This is a genomic window from Paenibacillus sp. PL2-23 (assembly GCF_040834005.1).
Taxonomy (GTDB): domain Bacteria; phylum Bacillota; class Bacilli; order Paenibacillales; family Paenibacillaceae; genus Pristimantibacillus.
The window spans coordinates 508,955-532,340 of record NZ_CP162129.1; the positions used below are offsets into that span (position 1 = coordinate 508,955).

Below are 23,386 nucleotides of genomic sequence, written 5' to 3' on the forward strand. Positions count from 1 at the left end.
GCTCCAATAAATGAGAAAAGGGCCCCGCCAACACGGGAAGCCCTATAACCTATCTATGAGAGATAAATCGACAAGCCCTAGCTGAGAGCAGGCTGCTTCAGCTTCTTGTCCAGCATCGACTTAATGTCGCGCAAGAGCTGTACGGACGCTTCGATTTCGACCTTCCGGGTGGAGATGCTCTCCACGCTGCAGCCGACAGGAATGCCTTTGTCCATAGCAAATTCGAATATTTCCTGGAAGATGGACTTCGACAGCTGAATGGATTTGTCCAGCACATCGTGAGAATATTTCAGCTCGTTCTCCAGCCATTTCGGAATGCTGATGCCCAGCCATTTCATGAAAGCCAATGTTTTCTCCGAGCCGCAGGGGGCGAGGTTGAACAGGACGGGCACCATCTCCAGGCCATTTTCCTTAAAATAATAGCAGTAGTCCGACAGAAAGTTTTTGGACGCCTCCACGTTGTACGTGGCCTGCGATACAAAAAAGGCGCAGCCATTGTCTATCTTCTGCTTCACCCGCAGATGCTCGTCGTTCCGCTTCTGATGCCGCTCCGGAATGACGACGCCTCCGAACGTCAGGCTGCTGTTCAAGCTTTTGCTTATTCGCGAAGCCTCCGCCAGATCCAGCTGAACCTCCTGCGTGCTGGAGGATGCGCCCACGTATACGGAATATTGGTCGCGATTCGCGTTAGCGGTCACCCAATTGGCGAACTGCTCCTCACTGTAGCGGCCAACGCAGCGGTATATAATTTTGGGAACCTGCAGTCCTTTCAAATATTGCTCGCTATAGGTTGTAGGATCCAAGGTGGGCAGGTAAGGGAAGGGCCGGGTCTCATCCGTTCGATCGGCTTCATCCTGGACATCGTACAAGATTAACGCGTCGAGCTCGACGTCGAGCAGCCGCTCTACCTGCTTCTGCGCAATCTCAGCTATTTTCTCGGATGAATGCTCAATCTTCGGCGGCGTCATCCCGTAGGTTAGAATGCCGGCCTCTTTAGCCCATATTTTGTCTCTTAGCATATGCTCATGACCCTCCGGAAGCTGCAGCGCCGCTTCTCTTACTGTGGGAGTTGAGCGGTACTCGCTATGTATAATAAGCTTTATTTTAATATAAGAGGGTGGACAGTGGGTAACATTCATTATCTATACCCTGTTATAGCCTGAGGCTATAACAGGAAGCCATCATCGGAGTTGGCCATCGGCGGCGCAATGGGAGAGGCGTGCCTCACACTATGGGGATCGATTCTAAGCTTGAAGTCCCTTCTTGTGCGCAAACGTTGTCATCTTTCCTCGAAAGAGGGTGTTCCGCACCTCATTTTGCTAATTTTGGTTGACAGCGCTTTATATTTGATCGTAAAATGACAATTAGCAAACGCTTTCAAGTATAGTTTTCCTGCGAATAATGGTTGGGAAAGGGATGATTGAGTACGTATGCTTTTATTTTTGCCTAGAATGCAAACGATTGCGCAACACACCCTGCAATACCCGCAACAAAGATGGGAGAGAGGAAAGGAGCACTTATAATGGCACGAATCAGAAGATTCAAGCAGCGAATAGCTGTCGCGCTGATCATGGCGCTAACCTGGACGACGCTGGGCATTATGCCTGCATGGGCGGACGAAGGGCTGCCGGACAAGGTTACACTTGTCGGAAGTCTGCAGACGGAGCTTGGCGGAACAAGCGATTGGTCGCCGCCGGAGGCTGCAACGGAGATGACCAGCCTGGGGGGAGGGACGTATGCGTTAACGGGTACCCTGCCTCAAGGCACCTATGAGTACAAGGTCGCTCTGAACTGCACTTGGGATGAAAGCTATGGCTTCAGCAGCTATACCAAGCCAGGTGCGGAGAGCGGGAACGGCAACATCATATTGACGCTTGCGGAAGAGGCGACAGTCACGTTCTATTACAATCATGGGACGAAGAAGATCGCCGACTCCACCTACTACACGCCGCTGGAGGCGGCGAAGCAGCCCAGAGTGGCTGGGAATGTACAGTCTGCGGTAGGCGAAGCCGAGGACTGGAATCCCGGCGCGTCGACCTTGCTGTTGAAGGATGACGATTTCGACGGCGTATACAAGCTGACGACTGACATTCCGGAGGGCAGCTACGAGTATAAGATTGTGCTCGGCAGCAGCTGGGGGGAGCAGTATCCTGACCAGAACGCGGGATTCAGCCTGCCGCAGGAGCTTCCGGTGACATTCAGCTATGACGGGCTGACGAACGAGGTGAAGGCCGAGTTCATCGTGCCGGCCCCAGTTGACCCGGTGCCGGAAGGCCATCTCCGCATCCACTATAAGCGAACGGCAGGCGATTATGGCGCCTTCGGGCTGTGGCTGTGGGAGCATGTGGCGGCTCCATCAACGAATTGGCCGGGGGGCGCGACGCCGTTCCCGGAGGAGAAGCGTGACAGCTATGGCGCTTACGTCGATGTGCTGCTGGCGGAGGGCGCCTCGAAGGTCGGCTTCCTGGTGGTGGATCGCGGTACGGGGAATAAGGACGGAGGCGATAAGGCCGTAGTGCTGACCTCGCCAAGCATGAACGAGGTGTGGATCAAGCAGGGCGACGACAAGGTGTATGCTTCGGCGTCCGGTGAGGTGGCGAAGGCGCTGCTGTCGGCGGAGATCGTCTCGGATACGGGGCTGCTGCTTGGTTTTACGACGACGGAAGGGCTGAACGCGGACGTGCTGCTGGCAGACGTTGCCGTCGAAGACAGCGAAGGCGAAGCGCTTGCCATCCAGTCGGCGGCCGTCACATCCGGGACAAGCGTATCCTTGACCCTGGCAGCCAGCATTGACATGGAGCGAGTTCCTCTCTCCGTCCAATATAACGGACTGGCAATTTCAGCCAATGTCGGCTGGCGGCTGATCGACAGCAAATATGCGTATGACGGCAATGACTTGGGCGCGACCTACTGGAATGGAGGCGTGACGCTGAAGCTGTGGGCGCCGAAGGCAACTGGGGTGAAGGCGAACTTCTACGACAAGGACGAACCGACGAGCTTGGTTGGCAGCGTGGACCTCGTCCTTGGGGAGCACGGCGTCTGGGCGGCAACGGCAGGACCTGGGGACATGACGGTGGAGGGCATCCAAGACCTTCGCGGCTTCTATTACCAGTATGAGGTGACGAACGACGGCGTCACGAAGAAGGTGCTGGACCCGTACGCCAAGTCGATGGCGGAGTTCCGCGTCAATACGACAGGCGAGGCTGGTCCTGACGGGGATACGGTAGGCAAGGCGGCTATTGTCGACCTAAGCGGCACAGATCCGGAAGGTTTTGGTTATGCCGAGATTGATGGCTATGAGAAGCGCGAGGACGCGATGATCTGGGAAGCGCATATCCGCGACTTCACGTCTGACCCGTCTATCGCGGATGATCTGACAGAGCGGTTCGGCACATACAAAGCGTTCATCGACAAGCTGCCCTATATTCAATCGCTTGGGGTGACGCATGTTCAGCTGCTGCCGGTGATGGCTTGGTATTACGGCGATGAACTGGCCATGGACGAGCGCGAGCTGGAGTATTCCGCCAGCGGCAATGAATACAACTGGGGCTATGACCCGCACAGCTATTTTTCGCCGGATGGGGCGTATTCACAGGATGCAACGGATCCGGAGCTGCGCGTTCAGGAGCTGAAGGAGCTGATTGATGCCATCCATGACGCGGGTATGGGCGTTGTATTGGACGTCGTATACACACATATGGCGAAAGCTGATTTCCTGAACGACATCGTGCCGAATTATTACGCATTCCAGGACGCCAGCGGCAATTTCCTCGGCGACTTCGGCAACAATCTGGCGACGAACCGCGCCATGGCGGAGAAGCTGATGGTGGATTCGGTGGCCTATTGGTTCGACGAATACAAGATTGACGGCATGCGCTGGGATATGATGGGGGATGCGACTTACCCGGCTGTGCAGAAGGCTTACGACGCGGCAGCAGCTCTCAACCCGAACGCGCTGTTCATCGGTGAAGGCTGGCGCACGTTCAAGGGCAATCTGGCGGACCCGTCGCTTGCCGGCATGGGCGCGGATCAGGACTGGATGAACAGGACGGACAGCGTCGGCGTATTCTCAGACGAGATTCGCAACGAGCTGAAGTCCGGCTACGGCTCCGAGGGCGAGCCGCGCTTCATTACGGGCGGCGCAAGAAACATCGAGACTATCTTGAACAATATCAAGGGTCAGCCGGGCAATGTGAACGAGGATGATCCCGGCGATATCGTGCCTTATATTGAAGCGCATGACAACCTTCCGCTGTATGACGTCATCGCGCAGTCCATCAAGAAGGACCCAGCGATCCCTGCCAATGATCTGGAGATTCATCAGCGCATTCGTTTGGGCAATCTCATCGTATTGACGTCGCAGGGCACATCGTTCCTGCATGCGGGACAGGAATATGGGCGGACGAAGCAATGGCTTGCCGATGGCGTGCCGGAGCAGAAGTATCATGCGCTGGAGGACGAGGAAGGCGAGGTGTTTGGTTATTTTGTCCACGATTCCTACGACTCCTCTGACGCGATCAACAAATTCGATTGGGACAAAGCGACGAATGCGAACGCCTACCCGGTCAACCATATCACAAGTGAATATACGAAGGGCCTTATTGCGCTGCGCAAGTCGACGGACGCGTTCCGCCTTGGCGATCAGGATCTTGTGAACACGAATGTGGCCTTGCTGGATATTCCGGAGGTCGCCGATTCCGATCTCGTCATAGGCTACAGGAGCATGGCTATGGACGGAAGCGGCCACTATTATATATTCGTCAATGCGGATGAGGTCAGCCGCTCGTTGACTTTGCCTGTGGATTTGACGGACGGCACCGTTGTGGTCGACAACGATGAGGCTGGCGTGAATGAGGTGCAAGCGGAGTCGGGCTTCTCGCTGACAGCAGAATCCATCGTTATTGATCCGCTCAGCGCTGTGGTTATCCGAATGGAGGCTGCGGCTCCGGAGATGGTTGCGATTGGGACGGATGCCGCCGAGCGGGAGCTGTCTGTGGATGAATCAAGCCGAGTATCGGTCTATGCGCAATATGAAGGCGGCAGCCGCGAGAAGGTAAGAAGCGGAGCAAGCTTTGTGTCGAGCAATCCCAAGGTGGCTGCGGTGTCCGCAAGCGGAGTCATCACGGCAATGGGTGTAGGGCGAGCGCAGATTACAGTGATGTATGGGGGCTTCACTGCGATTGTGGAAGTCGACGTGCATGAAGCGAACGCCAGCCGAGTGCTGCAGTTCAACTACATTCGCCCGGACGGAAATTATACGAATTGGAATATATGGGTGTGGAATACCGGTGTAAAGGATGGACAGATCCTCTTCGATAAAGTGGAGAACGGTGTGGCCACGGCCATGATTGAGGTGCACGAAGACGCGACGGGAGTTGGCTTCGTCCTGCGCAAAGGCACGGATTGGAGCACGGCGAAGCAAGACATTGGTTATGACCGAATAATTCCACTAGCGGATGGAGATCGGTATACAAAGGTGAATGTCCGCAGCATGGTTGGCGAGCTCGATGTCTTCCCGACGATCGATGGTCCCCACCTGCATGACGGAGACATCACATTCCGCTATCGCGACGAGAGCCTGTTCAGGCAAGGGCTTATGCATACGATCTCCAGCGTTCAAGTGAAGGTCGGCGGCCGGTCCTATCCCATGGTGTACGATGCGGAGAAGGAATGGTACGAGTACACGCTGGCTGACGCGGAGCCTGGAAGCTACGTATACAGCTTCCTTGTCACAAGAGGCGGAGAGACGATGGAGCGCAATGATCCAGCAAATACGGTGGAGGGCCAATCCGTTATCGCGTATCGGGCGCCGGTGGTTACGCTCACAGGCAGCGTTCAGCCTGGAGCGATTCATTACGGAGAGAACGCGGTGCTTCGCGTAAGCGCGCAGACCTCTGAACCGCTGTCCTTCCGCGAAGGGTATATGGACCTGCGAGCATTAGGCGGAGCAGAGGACGCAGCCTTCAACGTGGAGCTGATGGCTCATGCCATTGCGGTGAAGGATACAGTCACGACGGGTGTCAAAAGTATTCCAGTCACGCTCATTGATCAATACGGCAACTTGCACCGGCAGACGCTGAACGTAACGGTCAAGCCGCGAACGTTCGCAGGCGAGCTGGACTTCGACTTCGATGAGTCCCGAATCTACTTCCTGCTCACCGACCGGTTCCATGACGGCGACGAGACGAATAACGAGAATGTCGACAAGTCCCATCCTGAGGCGTATCACGGCGGCGACTTCCGAGGCTTGATCGACAAGCTGGACTATCTGGACGAACTCGGCATTAACACGCTGTGGATTACGCCGATCGTCGATAATATTGATTTCAACAAAGGCGAGGACTTTAACGCCAAGCAATACGGCTATCATGGCTATTGGGCCAAGGACTTTACGCAGCTCGACGAGCATCTGGGCGATATGGATACGTTCAAGGAGCTGATCGAGAAGGCGCATGACCGCGGCATGAAGATTATGGTGGATGTGGTGCTGAACCATACAGGCTATGGCCTGAAGCCTGGGGATGACCGTGAAGGCATCACGGAAGAGGATAAAGCGCGGTTCGATGGCATGCTGCGTACAAACGGCTTGTCGGCGGACATTAACCCCATCAAGGGCGAGCTTGCGCAGCTGCCGGATTTCATGACGGAGGACGCGGAGGTGCGCGCGCGAGTCATCGCGTGGCAGACGGGCTGGCTGGAATGGGCCAAGACGGAGCGCGGGGACACGATTGACTACTTCCGCGTCGATACGGTCAAGCATGTGGAGACAACGACGTGGGTCGCATTCAAAAATGCGCTGACCGAGCTTGATCCGGGCTTTAAGCTGATTGGGGAATATTTTGGCGGTACGGTGGAGGGTGACGGAGGCATGCTGGACAGCGGCCAGATGGACGCGCTGCTGGACTTCGGCTTCAAGGAGCACGCCCGCGATTTCGCGAATGGAAGCATCGACGAGGTGGACGCTTACCTGCAGGACCGCGAATCGAAGCTGTCGAACACGAAGACGATGGGACAGTTCCTGAGCAGCCACGATGAGCACGGCTTCCTGTCCCACTACGTAGGCGGTGACAAGAGCAAGCTGATGATTGCCGCTGCGCTTCAAATGACGGCCAAGGGTATACCGGTTATTTATTACGGCGAGGAGCTGGCTCAATCCGGCGCGAATGCGGGAGATATGAGCAGGGGCGAATTCAGCGAAAACAGGGACGATATGCCTTGGGATCGGCTGACGGAGGAGGCGCAGCTGCACGAGCACTACAAGAAGCTGCTGAACATCCGGGCGAAATTCTCCAAGCCTTATGCCAAGGGCGAGCGGACGAAGCTGGCAGGCTCGGATGAGCTGGGTTATCTGGCGTTCAACAAATCGTACAAGGGCGAGCATATCGTAACAATCATCAATACCGAAGATGAAGCTGTAACGGTGACGCTGAACGTCCCATTTGCAGCCGGCACTACGGCGGTGGACGAATACAGCGGAGCCAGCTACACCGTGTCAGCGGCGCGTCAGCTTACGGTTCAAGTGCCTGCGCGGTCCCAAGGCGGCACCTCCATCCTCAGCGGGGTTGCTGCTGTCGATACTGGACCGATTGTGACCATTCCGCAAGCTCCGCAGTGGCCGGGTGCGAAGCAGGTTGCTCCAGGGGAACTGACTGCGGCCAAGGACGGCAAAGCGACCACGAAGCTGGCAGCCGGCACAACAGCGGCCGCGCTTCCGATGAACGCTGCTTCGCTGCTGGGAGGCAACAAACTGGAGATCGTGACGGACGATGCCAGCATCCTGCTGCCGCAGGAGGTTTTGGCCGCGGCGGCAAGCCTGCTGCCGGAGAATGAGCGGCAGTCGGACGCCTTCATCCTGTTCCAGGCGAAGCCGCTGACGGAGGAAGAGCTGTCATCGACGTGGGCTCGTTACAGGAGCCAAGGTATTATCGTCAAGCAAGGCGGTATGGTCTACGACTTCAAGATCGCCGTCATGAAGGGCGGCAAGGAGGTCGGAGAGGTGAGCCAATTCGACCAGCCGGTCATTGTATCGTTCGGGCTGAATGAAGGCCTGGACGAGGATACGACAGGCATCTATTACATGAGCGAGTCTGGCGAGCTGTACTACGTCGGCGGCGTGCTGAAGGACGGAGTGATGACGGCAGAGCTGGGCCACTTCAGCGCTTATGGTGTGCTGCAGGTGGACATCAGCTTCGCCGATGTGCCTGCCAGCCATTGGGCGGAGCGGGCCGTGAAGTCGCTGGCGGCCAAAGGCGTCGTTGTCGGCATGGACGGCGAGCGGTTTGTTCCGGATGGCGATGTGACGCGAGCCCAATTCGCCAAAATGCTGGTGGCCGCGCTGCTGCCGGGCGTCCAGCTCCCGAGCGCAGAGGGCATATTCACAGATGTGCCGCCTAACGCTTGGTTTGCTCCGTATGCGGAAGCGGCGTATGAGCTCGGCCTCGTGAACGGCCGTGGAGATGGCCGCTTCGATCCGGAAGCGCCGATTACCCGAGAGGAGATGGCGATTATGCTTCATCGCGCGTATCGTCTCGCATCGGGAGAAGGGGAAGCGGAAGATGTCGCCGAGCCAGACTTCAGAGATTTGGGCGCGATTAGCGAATGGGCCAAGCGTGACGTCTTTGCGGCTGCCGAGCATGGGCTGGTGAACGGACGCGCGAACGGAGACTTCGCTCCGGGCGAGCTTCTGAGCCGAGCGGAAGGGGCGCAGGCCGTCTACAATCTCCTCCAAGCACTGCGTTAAGGAAAAGGCAAGGAAAGCAAGAAGCCCCGAATGCTCTGTGGCGTTCGGGGCTTCTTCTTGCTTGCTGGGTCTGACCAGCCGACGGGCATCCTGGCATCCGGATTCAGACGAGCCGGAACAGAGGCTCATTCGCCACGAAGTGAACGGGCAGCTCCGGGAACTGCCGCTGCAGCCGCTCCGCCAGCAGTCTCATGCCGCAGACCTCGCTCTCCGCGTGTCCCAGCGCGATGGCCGCCTTCGCTCTGCCTTGCCAGGCGGCATCCCTCACGTATTCGGGCGTCTCCCACTCCGGCCCTTCGCCATACAGCACAAGATCGAGCTGCTGGCGCTCGATAAGCGGAATCGCATGAGCGCCTACACCTCGATAGCCGGCCATCAGGCCGATCCGCCGGCAGAGCGCCTCCGGCTCTCCGCTCATCCGCACATGGGACAGCTCCAGTCGCTCTTTGACATGAGCAGCTATCTGCATGGCCGTCATCGCCGGCACCTCGACAACGGAGTATGTGGGCTCCGTTGCCGTCACATAAGGCTGCCAGCCCAGTGTCTGCAGGAGTCCTTCGGTAATGCCGTCCGGCTCATAGCGGTGAATATAGTCATGAAGGCGGAACAGCGAGAGACCGGACTGCTCGATGAAGCTTGTTTTGGCGCTGTAGACAGGGTCCTCCTCCAAGGCGGCGGCGAACGTATCGTGATGGCTGTAGAAGGGTCCCTCATGGGCAATGATGAAGCTCGCTCCTAGTGCGGCAGCCCTCTCTATCGCCTGCTGAGTGGGCATAAAGACGACGGCGATGCCTCGCACCACGGCGTCCGGAGCGCCGAACAGCAGCTTGTCGACGGTGTGCTCCAAGGTTGTGGCGGGCGCTGTTAGTGCATCAATGATCTGTTGAACGGTTGTTTCCATAGCGGATAGGCTCTCCTTGTTTGGCGTTGTTTGACGGGATCATCGGTAGACTTTATTACTGACTCATAGAAGTTAGTGTGCAGCTAAGCTTCATACCGATCGCCGCGTGTTGTCGGGTGGGATATAACCAAAAAAGTTAAGCTTTCACTTGATACATTTTTCACTTGATGTGGTGCGCTAGGCGGCACTTCGAGTCCCTCATGAGGCTCTAATAGATGGATGTCACCGTTAAGCTCCATCTCCGCGATGCCGGCAAGCACAAAGAAAAATTGTCGTGACTGCTTATGATAATGGCGGACCTCTGAGGCTCCAGGAGGCATATGTTCAAGGATGACACTAAGCTCCTGCTGCTTGACTAGGTGCCAGCCGTCACAGCTTGCACCCCATTTATAGTGTTCTGAATTGCTGCTGCTCACCTTCATAGCGACTTCACCTCTTTTTTATCTTTTAGAATGAAGGTCTGATTATTCTTGATGATCATACATCTGACGTTCTGTACTTATGGTCATAGCGATAGTCCTCCCTCTTCCTCGAAAATATGACCGTAGTAGCCATGATAATCAGCAAGCTTCCCCATACTTGAGAAGACGTGAGTGCTTCCCCGAATAATACCATACCCAGCAGGACGGGGATTATCGGCTCTATAGTGCTGAACAAGGCCGCTTTCGTGCTTCCTAGCCATTTGACTCCCAGAGAAAAGCTCCATATCGCCAGCACTGTTGAGAAAAGGGCAACGGTCATAATCGGCAGCCATCCCTGCCATACAAAGCTAAAGCTCAGATCCTGATTAAACAATCCCATTGCGAATAGTCCCAAAGCTGCGAAGCTTACGATATAAGCAGAACTGACCAAAGGAGCAATATGAGCCAGCCCCTTTTCAGTAATGACAATATACAAAGCATAGACAAAAGCACTGCTAAGTGCGCAAACTACACCCATTGTGCTCCATCTCTGAAGACTCGCACCGAGCACCAAATATACTCCGTAGAGCGATACCGTAATCGGAATGATGCGGCGTAATGTAAGCTTCTCATAACGAAGCAGGTGTGAAACGGTGCAAACAAGAACCGGATAGATAAAAAATAGGGTTCCGGCAAGTGACACAGGCAGAAGAGCATACGAGGTGAATAGCAGCTTGGCCATAAGTGTATAACCGCCCGCCCCCATCAGCGCAAGCACTGCAAGCTGCTTACGACTTACAGCAAAGGGTATTCCCCTTAACCAGATCCATCCCCACAAACACAATCCAGCAATTGCGAATCGTGCCAATAGCAGCGTTCCGATACTGACTTGATACGTATAGGCAAATTTAGCAAATATGCCCATAAGCCCAAAGCCTGCTGCTGATATAAGCACCATGATAAACCCTAACCACTGCTTGTTCAATGCACTCGCCTCCCTATGTCAGGATGTACTCGCCATCCTCTGGAATCATGAGCGACAACCCATAATGATCTGAGGTGCGCCGAGCTGAAGACCGGCTCATCATGCAATGTCCCCAAGCCTCCATATGTACAACAATCAGCAGTGCCTCTGGAGCTTGCTCCCGAACCTTTCTAATATCCTCTAAGGACATGGTGACCGGACCGCCTTCCAGAAATTCTGCAGCGCCCCCGTTCACAACAATAATTTGTGGACGGTGAGCAGATATGGCTTGTGACACTTCTTCACACCACACAGTATCTCCAGCAAGGTATAGAGTCTCTTCATGATCTGCCTGCAAAATGTAACCGGAAACACTGCCCATTTTTTGAGCCATTGCTCCGGTACCGTGCTTTCCGCTTATCCTAGTAATCGTAATCCCCTTAAATGGATAGGTTCCCTCAATAGGAACAACAGAGGTGAAGCCGCGTTGGGCAATTCCAACTGCATCCTGGGGTTGGCAGAAAAATTTAACATCTTTATTCAACAGCTCAGCTGCTTTATCATCGAAATGATCGCGATGAGTATGAGTAAGCAACACCGCATTCGGCTGTAACAGCTCCTCTAAGGGAACTGTTAGGTCAACTAATGGGTTTCGCCTGTCGTCAGCAGAACCGGCAACAGGTTCCATGGTGCCAGATGAACTGAGCATAGGATCAATAAGGATCTGCTGTCCGCCAAATTTGATCGACAATGTCGCATGTCTAATAAATTGAATAATCACTATTGTACGCCTCCTGCTTCTGGTTTGAGTGTCCTTAGAATGACCGGCACTATAAGCGCAGATAAGCTGCACAGCAACCCCACATAAGCAAATCCCCCATATTGTAGGATGCCAGCGGCGACAGCGGTCGAAATGGTCATTCCTAAGTAGGTAACGGAGCTGTTTAATGCCATCAACGTTCCCCTTACTCGAGGATTCAGCTCAGCGATATATGTAGTTAAGGAAGATTGCCCCAGGCCAGTGGTAAATGCCCAGAGAAACTGAAGAACAACTACAGCAATCACCCAAGAATGAACAAGAGGAATCGCCATGATGAAGGCCGCAGAGCCAAAGCTTGCGATTCCAATCACGACTTTCCTTCCCATTCGATCCGATAACCGTCCCCCCATTCGATTGCCCAGCCAGTTGCCCAATCCTGCGATAGAGAAAATAAGGCCTAAAGCTGCTGTTGACAGCATGAAACGTGATGCATACAGGGTGCCCATATTGGCGAATAAGCCTTGAAAAGCGGCCCACCAGAAGAATGTGCACATTAACGCCATCATACTGAGTCGATGTGAAAAAGCTTGATAATAAGAGTGCAAAACAACCTTTTTGGAAAAAGCAGCTCCTTCTGCGGGATTCTCCTCAAGCAGCTTGTAAGCCGCCCATGCAAGCGCAGCAGCTGCGGCACCAACTAGAACGAAGGTCCATTTCCAAGACGAATAATGTGTTAACAATGCACCTATTGGTATGCCGAACATATTCGCCGCTCCCATAGCTCCTGTAATTCTCCCCATGACTCTGCCTCGATGCTCGGTATGCACAACATCACCTACCCAAGCAAATACACTGGGCATAACCATAGCGCCGCCGATACCGGCAATGCTTCGGTACAATAACAGCTGCCAAAGGCTTTGGCCAAATACAGTTAACGTGGTCCCGACCGAAAACAGGAAAAGACCCATAATAATCATTCTCTTGCGACCCCATCCATCGGATATAGGACCAAAAATGGGGGCGGATAAACCATAAAATAGTGCGTAAAAAGTGATTAAAAGACCTCCAGAATGAACGGGGAAGCCGATGCTTTCAGATATTTCGGGAATGAGCGGTGAGATAATTAAAGCATCTAGGCCGACCAAAAATGAACAAATTGTAAATAATAATAATACACGTCTATGAACCATTTGATATTCCTCCCATTGTATTCCCAGCTGCCCCAACTGACTTTTTTTCCGATAGCTCGGACATGTCATTTAGCAAAGATGCTAGAGCTTTCCTCTCGTATTAACCAGGAACACCCCAGCGCAGATCAATACACCGCCCAGGGCAATATGTGAATGTATCGCTTCTCCGAGCAGTAACCAGCTGGTAAGAACGCCGAATAACGGAGCTAGAAATAAAAACGAGCTTGTTCTCCCGGGGTCATTCTTCAGGAGCAGATTAAACCATACGGAGGTTTGAACGATAGTACACATGATGATAAGAAACAACATAATGACAATTGAGGACAGAGTCAGGATGAAATAAGGTTTTTCGGCGATCAAGCTCAAGGCAAGCAAGCCGATTCCGCCGGCGAGCATTTGGTACGCAGACAATACTTGTGGGTGAAAAGCATATCCCCAATGTTTGACAAGCAAGGTAGCGACCGCAAAACATATGGCGCCAAGGAGACCGATCCAAGTGCCTGGGTTAAGCTTCATATGAAAGCCAAAGGTAACGAAGACGCCTGCAAAGCCGACAGCAACGCCGATCCACACACGTGCTTGATATACAGCACCCGTAAATAGGCTCCCAAAGAGAATGACAAGCAAAGGACTGAGAAAGGTCAATACAGCGGACTCACTGGAGGAGAGCCACTGCATGCTGTAGTATACACAGCCCATTACTCCGGTGGACTGGATCAGTCCAATGATGGCAACTTGCGCCCATTGCTTTGCTCCGCTAGGAAGAGGTTTATGGATGCCCAGAAGAGCAAATAATCCGCCTGCTAGCAAATAACGGAGCCCCATTAAGAAGAAGGGGGGCGCAAATGCAAGACCCAGCTTCCCAACAGGAAACGCGACCCCCATGAGGAAGGTTGTCAACAAGACCAAGGTGATAAATGTACGTGTATCCATTGTTTCTGTCGCCCCCAAGGTCCCTCATTATAGTGTCTGACCGCTGTCCACGGTAATGATTTGGCCTGTCATCGACTCCTGCTCCAGGGTAGCACAGATCATCTGCGCAATATCTTCAGCTTCGGCAATACGACGAAGCAGCAATCGAGGGGCCAGTTGCTTCATTTGCTCTTCTTTTCCAGCCCACCATCTCGTGGCGACAGCTCCCGGCACAATACAATTAACGCGGATATAAGGAGCCAGCGCTCTCGCCAACGATTTTGTTAAACCATGCACCGCCGCCTTGGAGACGGCATAAGGCAGGGACGAACCAAGTCCTGTCAGTCCTGCGATACTGCCTAGATTGACAATGGCCCCTTGTCGATTCTCTTTCATATAGGGAGCTACGGCCCGCGCACAATAAAACATGCCTTTCACATTCACGTCGAACAGCGTATCCCACATATCCCCTGATATCGACTTTAAGTCCTCGATAGGGATATGGCTTGTTATACTTGCGTTATTCACGAGCAGATCCACCGTCCCATAGGCTTGAACAAGCAATTGAACCATAAATCGCATTTGTTCTTCTCTTGAAACATCTCCTTGCATGGCTATTGCTCTCCCTCCAGCGTTAAGAATCTGCTGAACGGTTTCCTCTGCCTCCACTTGGGAACGGGAATAATTCACGGCGACTATGGCTCCCCGCTTTGCCAGGGCTATACTCGTAGCCCTCCCTATGCCTGTTCCGCCTCCGGTTACAAGCGCTACTTTATTTTTTACATCCACAAAGATTCACTCCCCACTTCATTCATCTGTCAGAAGTTATTGTAATCCCCATCTTTCATTTTGTATAATTGAATTAAATGAATAGTAAGTTCAATATTTTTGATACAGGAGGTTCGAATTGGATTTTAAAACATTAAAGACATTCCACGCTATCGTGAAATACGGAAGCTTCCATAGGGCAGCCCAGGAAATGAATTATGTGCAGTCCACCGTTACAATGCAAATGCAGAAGCTTGAATCCGAATTGGGTGTCATCTTGATCGAGCGCGGCAAGGAGATGGCGCTCACTGAAGCTGGTCGAGTCTTTTACGAGGAGAGCTTGCGGATTGCCAAGAGCATGGAGCATCTTGAGCTAAGCATGACGAGCATTGGCTCGGGCGAAGCGGGTCATCTCCGACTCGGGACGACTGAACCGACGGCCAGTCACCGCCTTCCCCAAATATTGAAGGCCTTTATAGACGAGTACCCCCACATTCGGGTTTCGGTAGAGATCGCCAGCACTCTGACTCTCAGCGAACGAATTCGTAAGGGTGAACTTGATCTTGCGCTGGCCACGGCGCCTGGCATCGAATCTGACCTGTATTTTGAACCTCTTTTTCAGGAGAAATTCGTATTGTTATTGCCAGAGCATCATCCGCTAACTGACAAGGTTGCGCTTACACCCGACGATTTTGCTGGCCACCGTCTCTTAATCACATCGAGCACTTGTCCTTATAGGAAGAAGCTGGAGTATGTTCTGCAAGAGAAAGGAAATAGTATGCTGGAAACCATGGAGGTGGGCAGCATGACCGCCTTGAAGTACTATGTGCAACAGGGCTTAGGTATCGCATTAGTACCCGAAATTGTAGTGGAGCCCGCAACGATGGGTACGACGATCCGAGCCATGGAGGGTAGCTTGATCCATATGACGACTGGCTTACTGTGCAAAGAGTCCGCACGGCCGTTTCAACAGGCTTGTCTCAAATTATATGCTTGCCTGAAGAAGAGTTTGGCAGAGACACCTGTAGCATTAAAATATGATTAGGGAGGACGAGGGATTGCAGCCATTTACGAAGAGGGTCATTGCCATTATTCAAGCCATTCCCGAAGGGAGGGTCATGACGTACGGCCAGATTGCCGAGGCGGCGGGGAGTCCGCGCGGAGCGAGACAGGTCGTGCGTATTCTGCACGCCATGAGCAAGGAGCATGGGCTGCCCTGGCATCGGGTCGTCAATATTCGCGGCGAAATTGCCCTGCAGGAGGAAGAGGCGAGGTGGAGCCAGCAGGCAGCGCTCGAAAGCGAAGGCGTAGTGGTCGACGAGAGGGGCAGGCTTGACCTGGACCGATACCGGCATGTTCCGGGACCCGCTCGCACATAATTTTCCCTCCGCTGGAAATCATAGTGGTTGTCAGCATCAATGAAACATCAATGGAACATCAATGGAAAAGGAACATCCCCTATGAGCATGCCAGCCAAGCCGCGTCGCACGAGAGCGAACCTCAACCAGTTTTCCATCGGTCAGCTACATTTCCGCAATCCTTGGGTTGTGGCGTTTTTTTCCTTTGCCTATCCCGGGTTCGGCCATCTGATGCAGCATCGTTATGCGCCGGCGTTCATTCTGATCGGCTGGGAGCTCTTCATCAACAATATGGCGCAGCTCAATGTCGGCATCCTGTATTCCATGATCGGCGACTTCGACATGGCCAAGCAGGTGCTGTCTGATAAGTGGCTGATCCTGTATGTCGGCATCTATATGCTCAGCATATGGGACAGCTACCGGACGACGGTGGATTTGAACAAGCAGTATATATTGGCGGATCGGGAGGACGCGGAGATCAGCGGCTTCGTGATCGGCGCCTGGGACATTAACTATATGGACAAACGCAAGCCGTGGGTGGCGATGATGTGGTCCGTGCTTGTGCCGGGGCTCGGCCATCTCTACGTGCACAAGGTCATCATCGGATTTTTTATATTCGGCTATACGGTTCTGATCCTGAACGGAGCCAACATCCCGCTTGCGATCAAATATTCCATGCTTGGCGATTTCATGCAAGCCAAGGCGGTTATCCATATGCAATGGCTGATGTACTTGCCGTCGATCTATTTTTTTATTCTGTACGATGCTTATATCTCGTCGATAGAATATAACATTCTGTGCGAGAAGGAGCTGTCGAGATATTTGCGCCAAAATTATCAGCATCCACATTTCGAGCTGCCCGTATAAGCGCAAGGAGGTGCAGTGATGGGTCTCGTTATCGCAACGTTTGAAAATTCGGTGTTTCTGGAGCTGGCGATTTCGGCGCTGGAGCAGCAGGATATTCCCAGAATGCATATATTCGCCGCGCCGCTGGACAAGCGGAATGAGCCCAGAAGGCTGTTCGATACCATTCATAGCGCCGACGGCTACAGCATGTTCGACAGCGCGGCCATACTGGGCACCATATTTATGCTGCTGGGTGCCATCTACGGCTACGTGCTGGCGTGGGGACCGATCATCTGGGGCATTATTGGCGCGGTCTTCGGCATCGGGTCCGGTCTTCTCTTGAAGCTGCGTCTGGTGATGCGGGACAAGAGGGGCAACCGGAAGATTACTTCGGAGGTAGTGCTGATGATCCGGTGCGAGGACTCGCAGTGGCAGTCTATCCAGGGGTTGCTGTGGGAGCATCAGGCGCTGGGACTTACTCGCATCAAATCCGTATAAAGCGAATATTGAACATATAGATAGCTGTGTAAACCCTGGTTAAGCCAGGGTTTTTTGGCATTTCATCAAGGGCGGCCATCCATTGGCAGGGCTGAAAATTGCCGATTTGCGCAGGATTGGGGAGGCTTCGCGCCGAAGGTAGTTAGACGGAAGCTGGGGGAAAGGGGCATCATTGTGAAAAGATTATCGTTAAATGTATGGTATGAGCTTGTGCTGGCCGGTCTAGTCATTGTCTCCCTGACGCTGGATTTGGAGTCGACTGAGGGAGCGGTGCTGGACTGGACGGTATGGGCGATCTTCTTCGTTGATTATATGATCCGATTAATGGCAAGCGACAGGAAGTGGCGATACTTCAAGGAGCATCCGCTGGACTTCATCGCTATTCTGCCATTCGATCAATTGCTGCAGTCCGCCAGAATTGTCCGGCTGTTCCGGGTTCTGCGCTTAATTATGATACTGAATCGGCGATTTTCGTTTTTTGACCAGGTGCTGCGGAAGTATAAGATTGACTCGCTGGTTATGATGCTCGTAGCGCTGCTGTTCCTTATCGCGCTGCCGATGAAGATGATTGAGCCATCCTTCGAGACCTATGACGACGCGTTATGGTGGGCGATTGTGACGATGACGACCGTCGGGTACGGGGATTTGTCGCCGGAGACGCCGATTGGCCGAATTCTGGCAAGCGCGCTTATGCTGATGGGCATCGGCATGATCGGTGTCATTACCGGTACAGTGGCGGCGATCTTCACGCGGGAGAAGGACGAGAGCAGGCCGAAGGCATGGGTAGACCTTCAGCAGAAGCTGAATGAATATCCTCAGCTGGATGATGCGGACTATGCGTATATGCATCAGAAGCTGGAGCAGCTGCGTGAATCATCTCGCGAAGCGGGACCAACGAAGGAGGGGGCGCGTCATGACAGTCGAGACCATCAAGCTTAGAGGGCATCATTTGTTATGCTTGCTGGGATACAGGGGCAAGGGCTACTCGGAGGGCTTCTGCGCCAACATGACGGGCATCTATGAGACGCTTCGTCTTCGGCCGGAGACCAGAATCGAAGTGATGGAAGGGCCGGATTCGATCTGCGAGGCGTTCCCGAGCGACCAACCTTCCCATTGCCACAACGACAGCGTCTACGAGAAGGACGCGGAGGTCGTCGCGCGGCTTGGTCTGGAGGTTGGCGCAGCCGACAGCTGGCTCGGCATATGCGAGCGGGTGTCCAGCCATGTGAAGCCGGAGGATATCGGGAAGATCTGCTGGAATTGCAGATGGGAGCCCTACGGCATGTGCAGGGAGGGCGTAGCCCATATTCATGTGGATAGACAGCTGCGGCCGCTGCCATAAGAGCTTGCGAGTGGCGGGAGTGGAGCATTTCTTGTGGAAAATAATGCGACAAAAAAGCTGCCGGACCCCATAGTCCGGCAGCTTGTGTCTTGTTATAGCGCTTTGTCGTCTACGCTGTCCAGCCAGCTCTCGATGGAAGCGATGACGGATGTCACGCAGCCGTCCTCGAAGGGAGAGATGAGCCCTGCGGCGCTGACCAGCTCCGTGAAGGACCGGCTGCCGCCCAGCTTGCACAGGCTGACGTAAGCGTTCCAGGCCGCCTCGCGGTTCTCATGCATCCTCTTCCAGAACTGAAACGCGCAGATTTGAGCCAGCGTGTAGTCGATATAGTAGAACGGCGAAGAATAGATATGGCCCTGCTTATGCCAGAAGGCGCCTGCTTCCAAGTAGGCGTTGTCGGCGTAATTGCGGTGCGGCAGGTATTTTCTCTCGAGCTCGCGCCAGGCTTGCTTGCGCTCGGCCGGCGTCGCGTCGGGATTGGCGTAGACATAATGCTGGAATTCGTCCACGGTCACGCCGTAAGGGATGAAGATCAGCGCGCTCGCGAGATGGTCGAACCGGTATTTGTCCGCGTCCTCCTTGAAGAATAGATCCATCCAAGGCCATGTGAAAAACTCCATGCTCATGGAATGGATTTCGCAAGCCTCATAAGTCGGGAACGCGTATTCCGGCACCGCGTAGCTTCTGCTCTCGAACACCTGGAACGCGTGGCCGGCCTCGTGCGTCAGCACATCAATATCGCCGGAGGTTCCATTGAAGTTGGAGAAAATATAAGGCGCCTGGTGCTCGCTGATATACGTGCAATAGCCGCCGCCCTGCTTGCCCTTCTTCGCCACGAGGTCCATCAGCTCATTGTCCTGCATGAATCGGAAGAAGGCGTCCGTCTCGGGCGACAGCTCGGCGTACATCCGCTTGCCGTTCGCCACAATCCATTCCGGGTCGCCCTTCGGCGTGGCGTTACCCGTGAGGAAGGCGAGGTGTTCGTCGTAATAGAGCAGCTCCTGCACGCCGATGCGGCTGCGCTGGCGCTCCTTCAGCTTCGATGCCACCGGCACGATATGCTCCAGCACCTGCTCGCGGAACCTTGCGACCATCTCCGCGTTATAGTCGGTGCGGCTCATACGGGCATAGCCCAGCTCCACGAAGCTGGGGAAGCCAAGCTTCTTGGCGATGCGAGTCCGCGTGTGCACGAGCTCGTCATACAGGCGATCAAGCTCTGCTTCATTCTCCCGCATGAAGCCGGAGGAGGCCTCCGCCGCGCGCTTGCGCATATCGCGGTCGGTGGATTGCTGGAACGGCGTTAGCTGAGCAAGCGTGCGCTCTTCGCCCTCGAACGGAATTTTGGCGGAAGCCATAAGCTTGGAATAAGCTGTGGCCAGCTTGTTCTCCTGCTGCAGGTCCTCGATCACCTCCGGACTGAATGTCTTCAGCGACAGCTCCGCGAGCTGGAACAGCTGGCGTCCCCACTTGGCCTCAAGCGGCTCGCGGAAGGCCGACCCCACCAGGGCGCGATAGTAATCGGTTATGTATTCCTGCACGATGGGACCGTTCTCGTCGAAGAAGTCCTGCTCCGCCTTGTAGAATTCGTCAGTTGTATCGATGGAGTGGCGGATGCTTGCGATTTGCTGCATCGTATCGAATTCGCTGCGCAGCTTGTTCAGGCCCGTCATCGCGGCGTCCTGCTCCTCCCAGCTGCTCGACGCCGCAAATACGCTCAGCAGCTCCTTGAAGCTTGCTCCGAACGCTTGCACGTCGGGACGTTCATACGTGTATTCGCTAAATTTCATAGAGTGGCACCCGCTTTCTTGGCGATATAGGCAGAACACATCAATATTCTGCATAATGCCATTGTAAGCCATTCACGGCGGAATATAAATGAGCGGCTGGCTTCTGAGGCCAGCGAAGGCGCATGGAATAAAAACCGCGCAGGCTGCAACGAAAAACGTATGTAATTTGACAACATATGGGGTACAATGGTAATGCGATAGGGAAAGGGGCGTATTGAACGTGGCGAACGAAGAATTAATTATGACGCCGGAAGGCTTGAAGAAGATTGAAGACGAGCTGGAAGAGCTCAAGACTGTAAAGCGCAAGGAGCTGTCCGAGCGTCTGAAGGTTGCGATCAGCTATGGCGACTTAAAGGAGAACAGCGAATACCACTCCGCCAAGGATGATCAGGCCCATATGGAGACGCGAATTCTGCAGCTGGAGAGAATGCTGAAGATTGCGCGTGTGGTGGACACGGGCAGCATCAGCACGGGACAGGTCGTTGTCGGCTCTCTGGTGACGCTGAACGATATCGAATTTAATGAGAAGATCGAATACCGTGTGGTGGGACCGACTGAAGCGGATGTTGCGGACAACAAAATCTCCTACGAAAGCCCGCTGGGCAAAGAGCTGATGGGCAAGAAGGTCGGCGACAAGATTCAAGTCCATGCACCGGTCGGTATCATTGAGTACGAGCTCCTCCATATTGGGGTGTAGCGCAAGCGCATAACAGGTGTGTATAGGCGCATGAGTGTGCGAGTGTACATGCGAGCGTGCGTATAAAATGCAGGAGCGCGTAAGTGCATGGGTGCCAATCATGACCTGTGTGTATACGTGTATACATGCGTGGGTGTAGCGCAAGGACAGCAGCGCACAACGGCGCTGTCGCTGAAGCTGGCGGAGATTGAGCTGCAAGCATGCATACCTGCGAAAGTGCATACGTCAAAGGCTGTCTTCCTTGTTACAAGGGGACAGCCTTTTCTCCGTCTACGGTTTACGGGCGGGCTCCATAACTCCATAACTCTGCAATTTGAGCCAAGCACCCGTTATAGCCCAGTCGGTCGAGCATAGACTGAACGTCCTGGTACAAGCGGTTCGACTCCAACCCGAGCCACCATTTGACCCTCTCTCTGCCCACCCATTTCCTGCAATAGTGCAGCATTTTCTCACCAGGAAGGGGCCTCATCAAATTATGCTGCGAAAATACATGATTTTCACAACATCTCTGCTGTTTAGGGCTGATTACGAGGGAAATGATGCAGATTCGCATCAATTTCTACATATCGCAGTGTTTGCAGACGAAATTGATGTATGCTTGCATCATTTCCTTCCATTTCATCTCTTCCTTGTATCAAATCCTATATATCCATTACGTCAGCTTTCCACTAAAATACTTCAAAAGGCTGAGCCAAGCGGGCCGGCTATTGCAGCTTGGGCTCGACATGCTCCGTGTTCCCGTTCTGACGGACCTCCTGGAACAATGCGGCTTGCTGAGAGGACGCGAGCGGCAGCTTCAGCAGGCGCTCCAGATCCCCGATGGTGACGGGTCTGGCGTAAGGCATCAGCTCGTAGCCGATCTGGCCGTTCGACTCAAGCGTTGCCGTTTTTACATCCTGGATGCTGTTCACTTGATTTTGCCGGAGCCGCATCTCCAATTGATCTACGGTCATACGCATCGCGCGCAGATTTTGTTGATGAATAACGCCATTCTCGATGACAACCCGCGACTTGCCGCTCATAAGCTTCTCGAACCAGTTGAACTTCAGCTGCAAATATTCGATAGCGATCAGCGACGCGATAAAAATAGTCGCAGAGCCAATCGCCTTCCACAATTCGTTGTTCGCGATGGGCTGAACGATAGTTGTGCCAATCGAGATCATGATGACCGTGGTGGCGACGCTCATCTGAGAGATCGATTTCCTGCCTGCGACACGCAGCAAGACAATCCCGACAGCCACCAGCAGCACGGACTTCCACGTCCATTCCCATTCCTCCAGCATTCCATAACCCTCCCAGTTCAATGTCTCTTCCTTCCTTTAGACTGGTTAGAACGGGAGGGAATTATGCCGGAACGCTTCAGGGCAGAGGCTGCGCAATCATAGAGAAGGCAGCCCATCGTCGAACGCAGGTGGGCTGCCTCTCGCTTGTTTCTTCAATTAGCCAATCGTCACAGCCTCCAGGGCTACCTCGATCATATCGTTGAAGGTGGTCTGCCTCTCCAGCGATGTTGTTTCTTCACCCGTTATGATGTGGTCGCTGACCGTGAGCACACAGAGACCCTTCACCCCGAACTTATTGGTCAAATAGTACAGCACCGCCGCTTCCATCTCGATGGCGAGCACGCCGTGCCGGCCCAGCAGAGCGGTCGTCTCCTTGTCCTCGGAGTAGAACATATCCGACGACAGGACGTTGCCCACTCGCAGCTGCAGACCCTTCTTCTTGCCGGCTTCATAGGCTTTCAGAATCAGCTCGAAATCGCCGATCTGCGGGAAATCGTAGCCCGGGAAGCGATTGCGGATAATGGCGGAATTCGTAGCGGCAGCCTGTGCGATAATGACGTCGCGAACTCTAACATCCGGCTGGATGGCGCCGCATGTGCCGACGCGCACCAGGTTTTTGACGCCGTAGTCGTTGATGAGCTCGTGTATGTAGATCGCTGCTGACGGCATACCCATGCCCGTTCCCTGAACGGAGACGCGTTGCCCTCTGTACGTGCCGGTATAGCCCAGCATGCCGCGGACCTGGTTGTAGCAGACGGCATCCTCCAGGAACGTCTCGGCGATATATTTGGCCCGGAGCGGATCGCCCGGCAGCAGGATGGTTTCGGCGATTTCGCCTGGTTTGGCTTCAATGTGTACACTCATGTTCATAGCCTCCACAGCTTGAGTAATGGCAGATCAGTCCTAGCATAGCACACTTGAAGGGGCGTCTGCATACGC

19 protein-coding genes are annotated in these 23,386 nt (G+C 54.0%); 8 read left to right on the forward strand and 11 right to left on the reverse strand.

Translation table 11 applies throughout. The features are described 5' to 3' along the window. Nucleotides 1–77: 77 nt before the first annotated feature. Nucleotides 78–1,019 carry a methylenetetrahydrofolate reductase gene (locus AB1S56_RS02165; protein ID WP_340870238.1) on the reverse strand — a complete coding sequence of 314 codons (942 nt, stop codon included), beginning with the start codon at nucleotides 1,017–1,019 and terminating at the stop codon, nucleotides 78–80. A gap of 503 nt (nucleotides 1,020–1,522) precedes the next feature. Here AB1S56_RS02165 and AB1S56_RS02170 point away from each other — a divergent pair. Further along, entirely contained in the window at nucleotides 1,523–8,740 is a 7,218-nt protein-coding gene (locus AB1S56_RS02170; protein ID WP_340870237.1) for an alpha-amylase family glycosyl hydrolase, read from the forward strand. Nucleotides 8,741–8,843: 103 nt separating this feature from the next. Here AB1S56_RS02170 and AB1S56_RS02175 read toward each other — a convergent pair whose 3' ends face one another. The 7 genes from AB1S56_RS02175 to AB1S56_RS02205 form a co-directional block, all read right to left on the reverse strand. Next, on the reverse strand, nucleotides 8,844–9,641 hold the full coding sequence (locus tag AB1S56_RS02175; RefSeq protein WP_340870235.1) for a Nif3-like dinuclear metal center hexameric protein: 798 nt from the start codon (nucleotides 9,639–9,641) through the stop codon (nucleotides 8,844–8,846). 83 nt (nucleotides 9,642–9,724) lie between these two features. Continuing rightward, a complete protein-coding gene (locus tag AB1S56_RS02180; RefSeq protein ID WP_340870233.1) occupies nucleotides 9,725–10,063 on the reverse strand; it encodes a cupin domain-containing protein in 339 nt (112 codons plus the stop codon). 55 nt (nucleotides 10,064–10,118) lie between these two features. Then, nucleotides 10,119–11,027: a DMT family transporter gene (locus AB1S56_RS02185; protein WP_340870231.1), complete on the reverse strand. Its 909-nt coding sequence runs from the start codon at nucleotides 11,025–11,027 to the stop codon at nucleotides 10,119–10,121. Between the two features lie 13 nt (nucleotides 11,028–11,040). Then, nucleotides 11,041–11,787, reverse strand: coding sequence for an MBL fold metallo-hydrolase (locus AB1S56_RS02190; protein ID WP_340870229.1), 747 nt, complete (start codon nucleotides 11,785–11,787; stop codon nucleotides 11,041–11,043). Further along, the gene (locus AB1S56_RS02195; protein ID WP_340870227.1) at nucleotides 11,787–12,956 is read right to left on the reverse strand and encodes an MFS transporter; all 1,170 of its coding nucleotides are present in this window, start codon (nucleotides 12,954–12,956) and stop codon (nucleotides 11,787–11,789) included. The genes AB1S56_RS02190 and AB1S56_RS02195 overlap by 1 nt, the downstream gene beginning before the upstream one ends. Nucleotides 12,957–13,037: 81 nt before the next feature. Next, nucleotides 13,038–13,889: a DMT family transporter gene (locus tag AB1S56_RS02200; protein WP_340870225.1), complete on the reverse strand. Its 852-nt coding sequence runs from the start codon at nucleotides 13,887–13,889 to the stop codon at nucleotides 13,038–13,040. Nucleotides 13,890–13,916: 27 nt separating this feature from the next. Beyond that, complete coding sequence (locus tag AB1S56_RS02205; protein WP_340870223.1) at nucleotides 13,917–14,657, reverse strand: SDR family NAD(P)-dependent oxidoreductase; 741 nt, start codon at nucleotides 14,655–14,657, stop codon at nucleotides 13,917–13,919. 118 nt (nucleotides 14,658–14,775) lie between these two features. Between AB1S56_RS02205 and AB1S56_RS02210 the strand changes: the two genes are divergently transcribed. The 6 genes from AB1S56_RS02210 (at nucleotide 14,776) to AB1S56_RS02235 (ending at nucleotide 18,680) form a co-directional block, all read left to right on the forward strand. Further along, the gene (locus tag AB1S56_RS02210; protein WP_340870222.1) at nucleotides 14,776–15,681 is read left to right on the forward strand and encodes a LysR family transcriptional regulator; all 906 of its coding nucleotides are present in this window, start codon (nucleotides 14,776–14,778) and stop codon (nucleotides 15,679–15,681) included. Between the two features lie 13 nt (nucleotides 15,682–15,694). Next, complete coding sequence (locus AB1S56_RS02215; RefSeq protein ID WP_340870220.1) at nucleotides 15,695–16,015, forward strand: MGMT family protein; 321 nt, start codon at nucleotides 15,695–15,697, stop codon at nucleotides 16,013–16,015. Between the two features lie 39 nt (nucleotides 16,016–16,054). Next, nucleotides 16,055–16,861 carry a hypothetical protein gene (locus AB1S56_RS02220; protein ID WP_367903417.1) on the forward strand — a complete coding sequence of 269 codons (807 nt, stop codon included), beginning with the start codon at nucleotides 16,055–16,057 and terminating at the stop codon, nucleotides 16,859–16,861. Nucleotides 16,862–16,879: 18 nt separating this feature from the next. Continuing rightward, entirely contained in the window at nucleotides 16,880–17,338 is a 459-nt protein-coding gene (locus tag AB1S56_RS02225) for a hypothetical protein (protein ID WP_340870217.1), read from the forward strand. Between the two features lie 174 nt (nucleotides 17,339–17,512). Further along, nucleotides 17,513–18,277, forward strand: coding sequence for a potassium channel family protein (locus AB1S56_RS02230; RefSeq protein ID WP_340870216.1), 765 nt, complete (start codon nucleotides 17,513–17,515; stop codon nucleotides 18,275–18,277). Next, nucleotides 18,252–18,680 (forward strand): DUF1284 domain-containing protein, encoded by a 429-nt coding sequence (locus AB1S56_RS02235; protein WP_340870214.1) that lies wholly within the window; start codon nucleotides 18,252–18,254, stop codon nucleotides 18,678–18,680. Before AB1S56_RS02230 ends, AB1S56_RS02235 begins: the two co-directional genes overlap by 26 nt. 92 nt (nucleotides 18,681–18,772) lie before the next feature. Here AB1S56_RS02235 and AB1S56_RS02240 read toward each other — a convergent pair whose 3' ends face one another. Beyond that, complete coding sequence (locus tag AB1S56_RS02240; RefSeq protein WP_340870213.1) at nucleotides 18,773–20,467, reverse strand: M3 family oligoendopeptidase; 1,695 nt, start codon at nucleotides 20,465–20,467, stop codon at nucleotides 18,773–18,775. 220 nt (nucleotides 20,468–20,687) lie between these two features. Between AB1S56_RS02240 and greA the strand changes: the two genes are divergently transcribed. After that, nucleotides 20,688–21,164, forward strand: a complete 477-nt coding sequence (gene greA / locus AB1S56_RS02245) for a transcription elongation factor GreA (protein WP_340870211.1) — start codon at nucleotides 20,688–20,690, stop codon at nucleotides 21,162–21,164. Between the two features lie 704 nt (nucleotides 21,165–21,868). On the opposite strand, the gene AB1S56_RS02250 is transcribed toward greA, so the two are convergent. After that, nucleotides 21,869–22,447: a DUF421 domain-containing protein gene (locus tag AB1S56_RS02250; RefSeq protein WP_340870210.1), complete on the reverse strand. Its 579-nt coding sequence runs from the start codon at nucleotides 22,445–22,447 to the stop codon at nucleotides 21,869–21,871. Between the two features lie 156 nt (nucleotides 22,448–22,603). Then, complete coding sequence (gene deoD / locus AB1S56_RS02255) at nucleotides 22,604–23,311, reverse strand: purine-nucleoside phosphorylase (RefSeq protein WP_340870208.1); 708 nt, start codon at nucleotides 23,309–23,311, stop codon at nucleotides 22,604–22,606. Nucleotides 23,312–23,386: the final 75 nt, after the last annotated feature.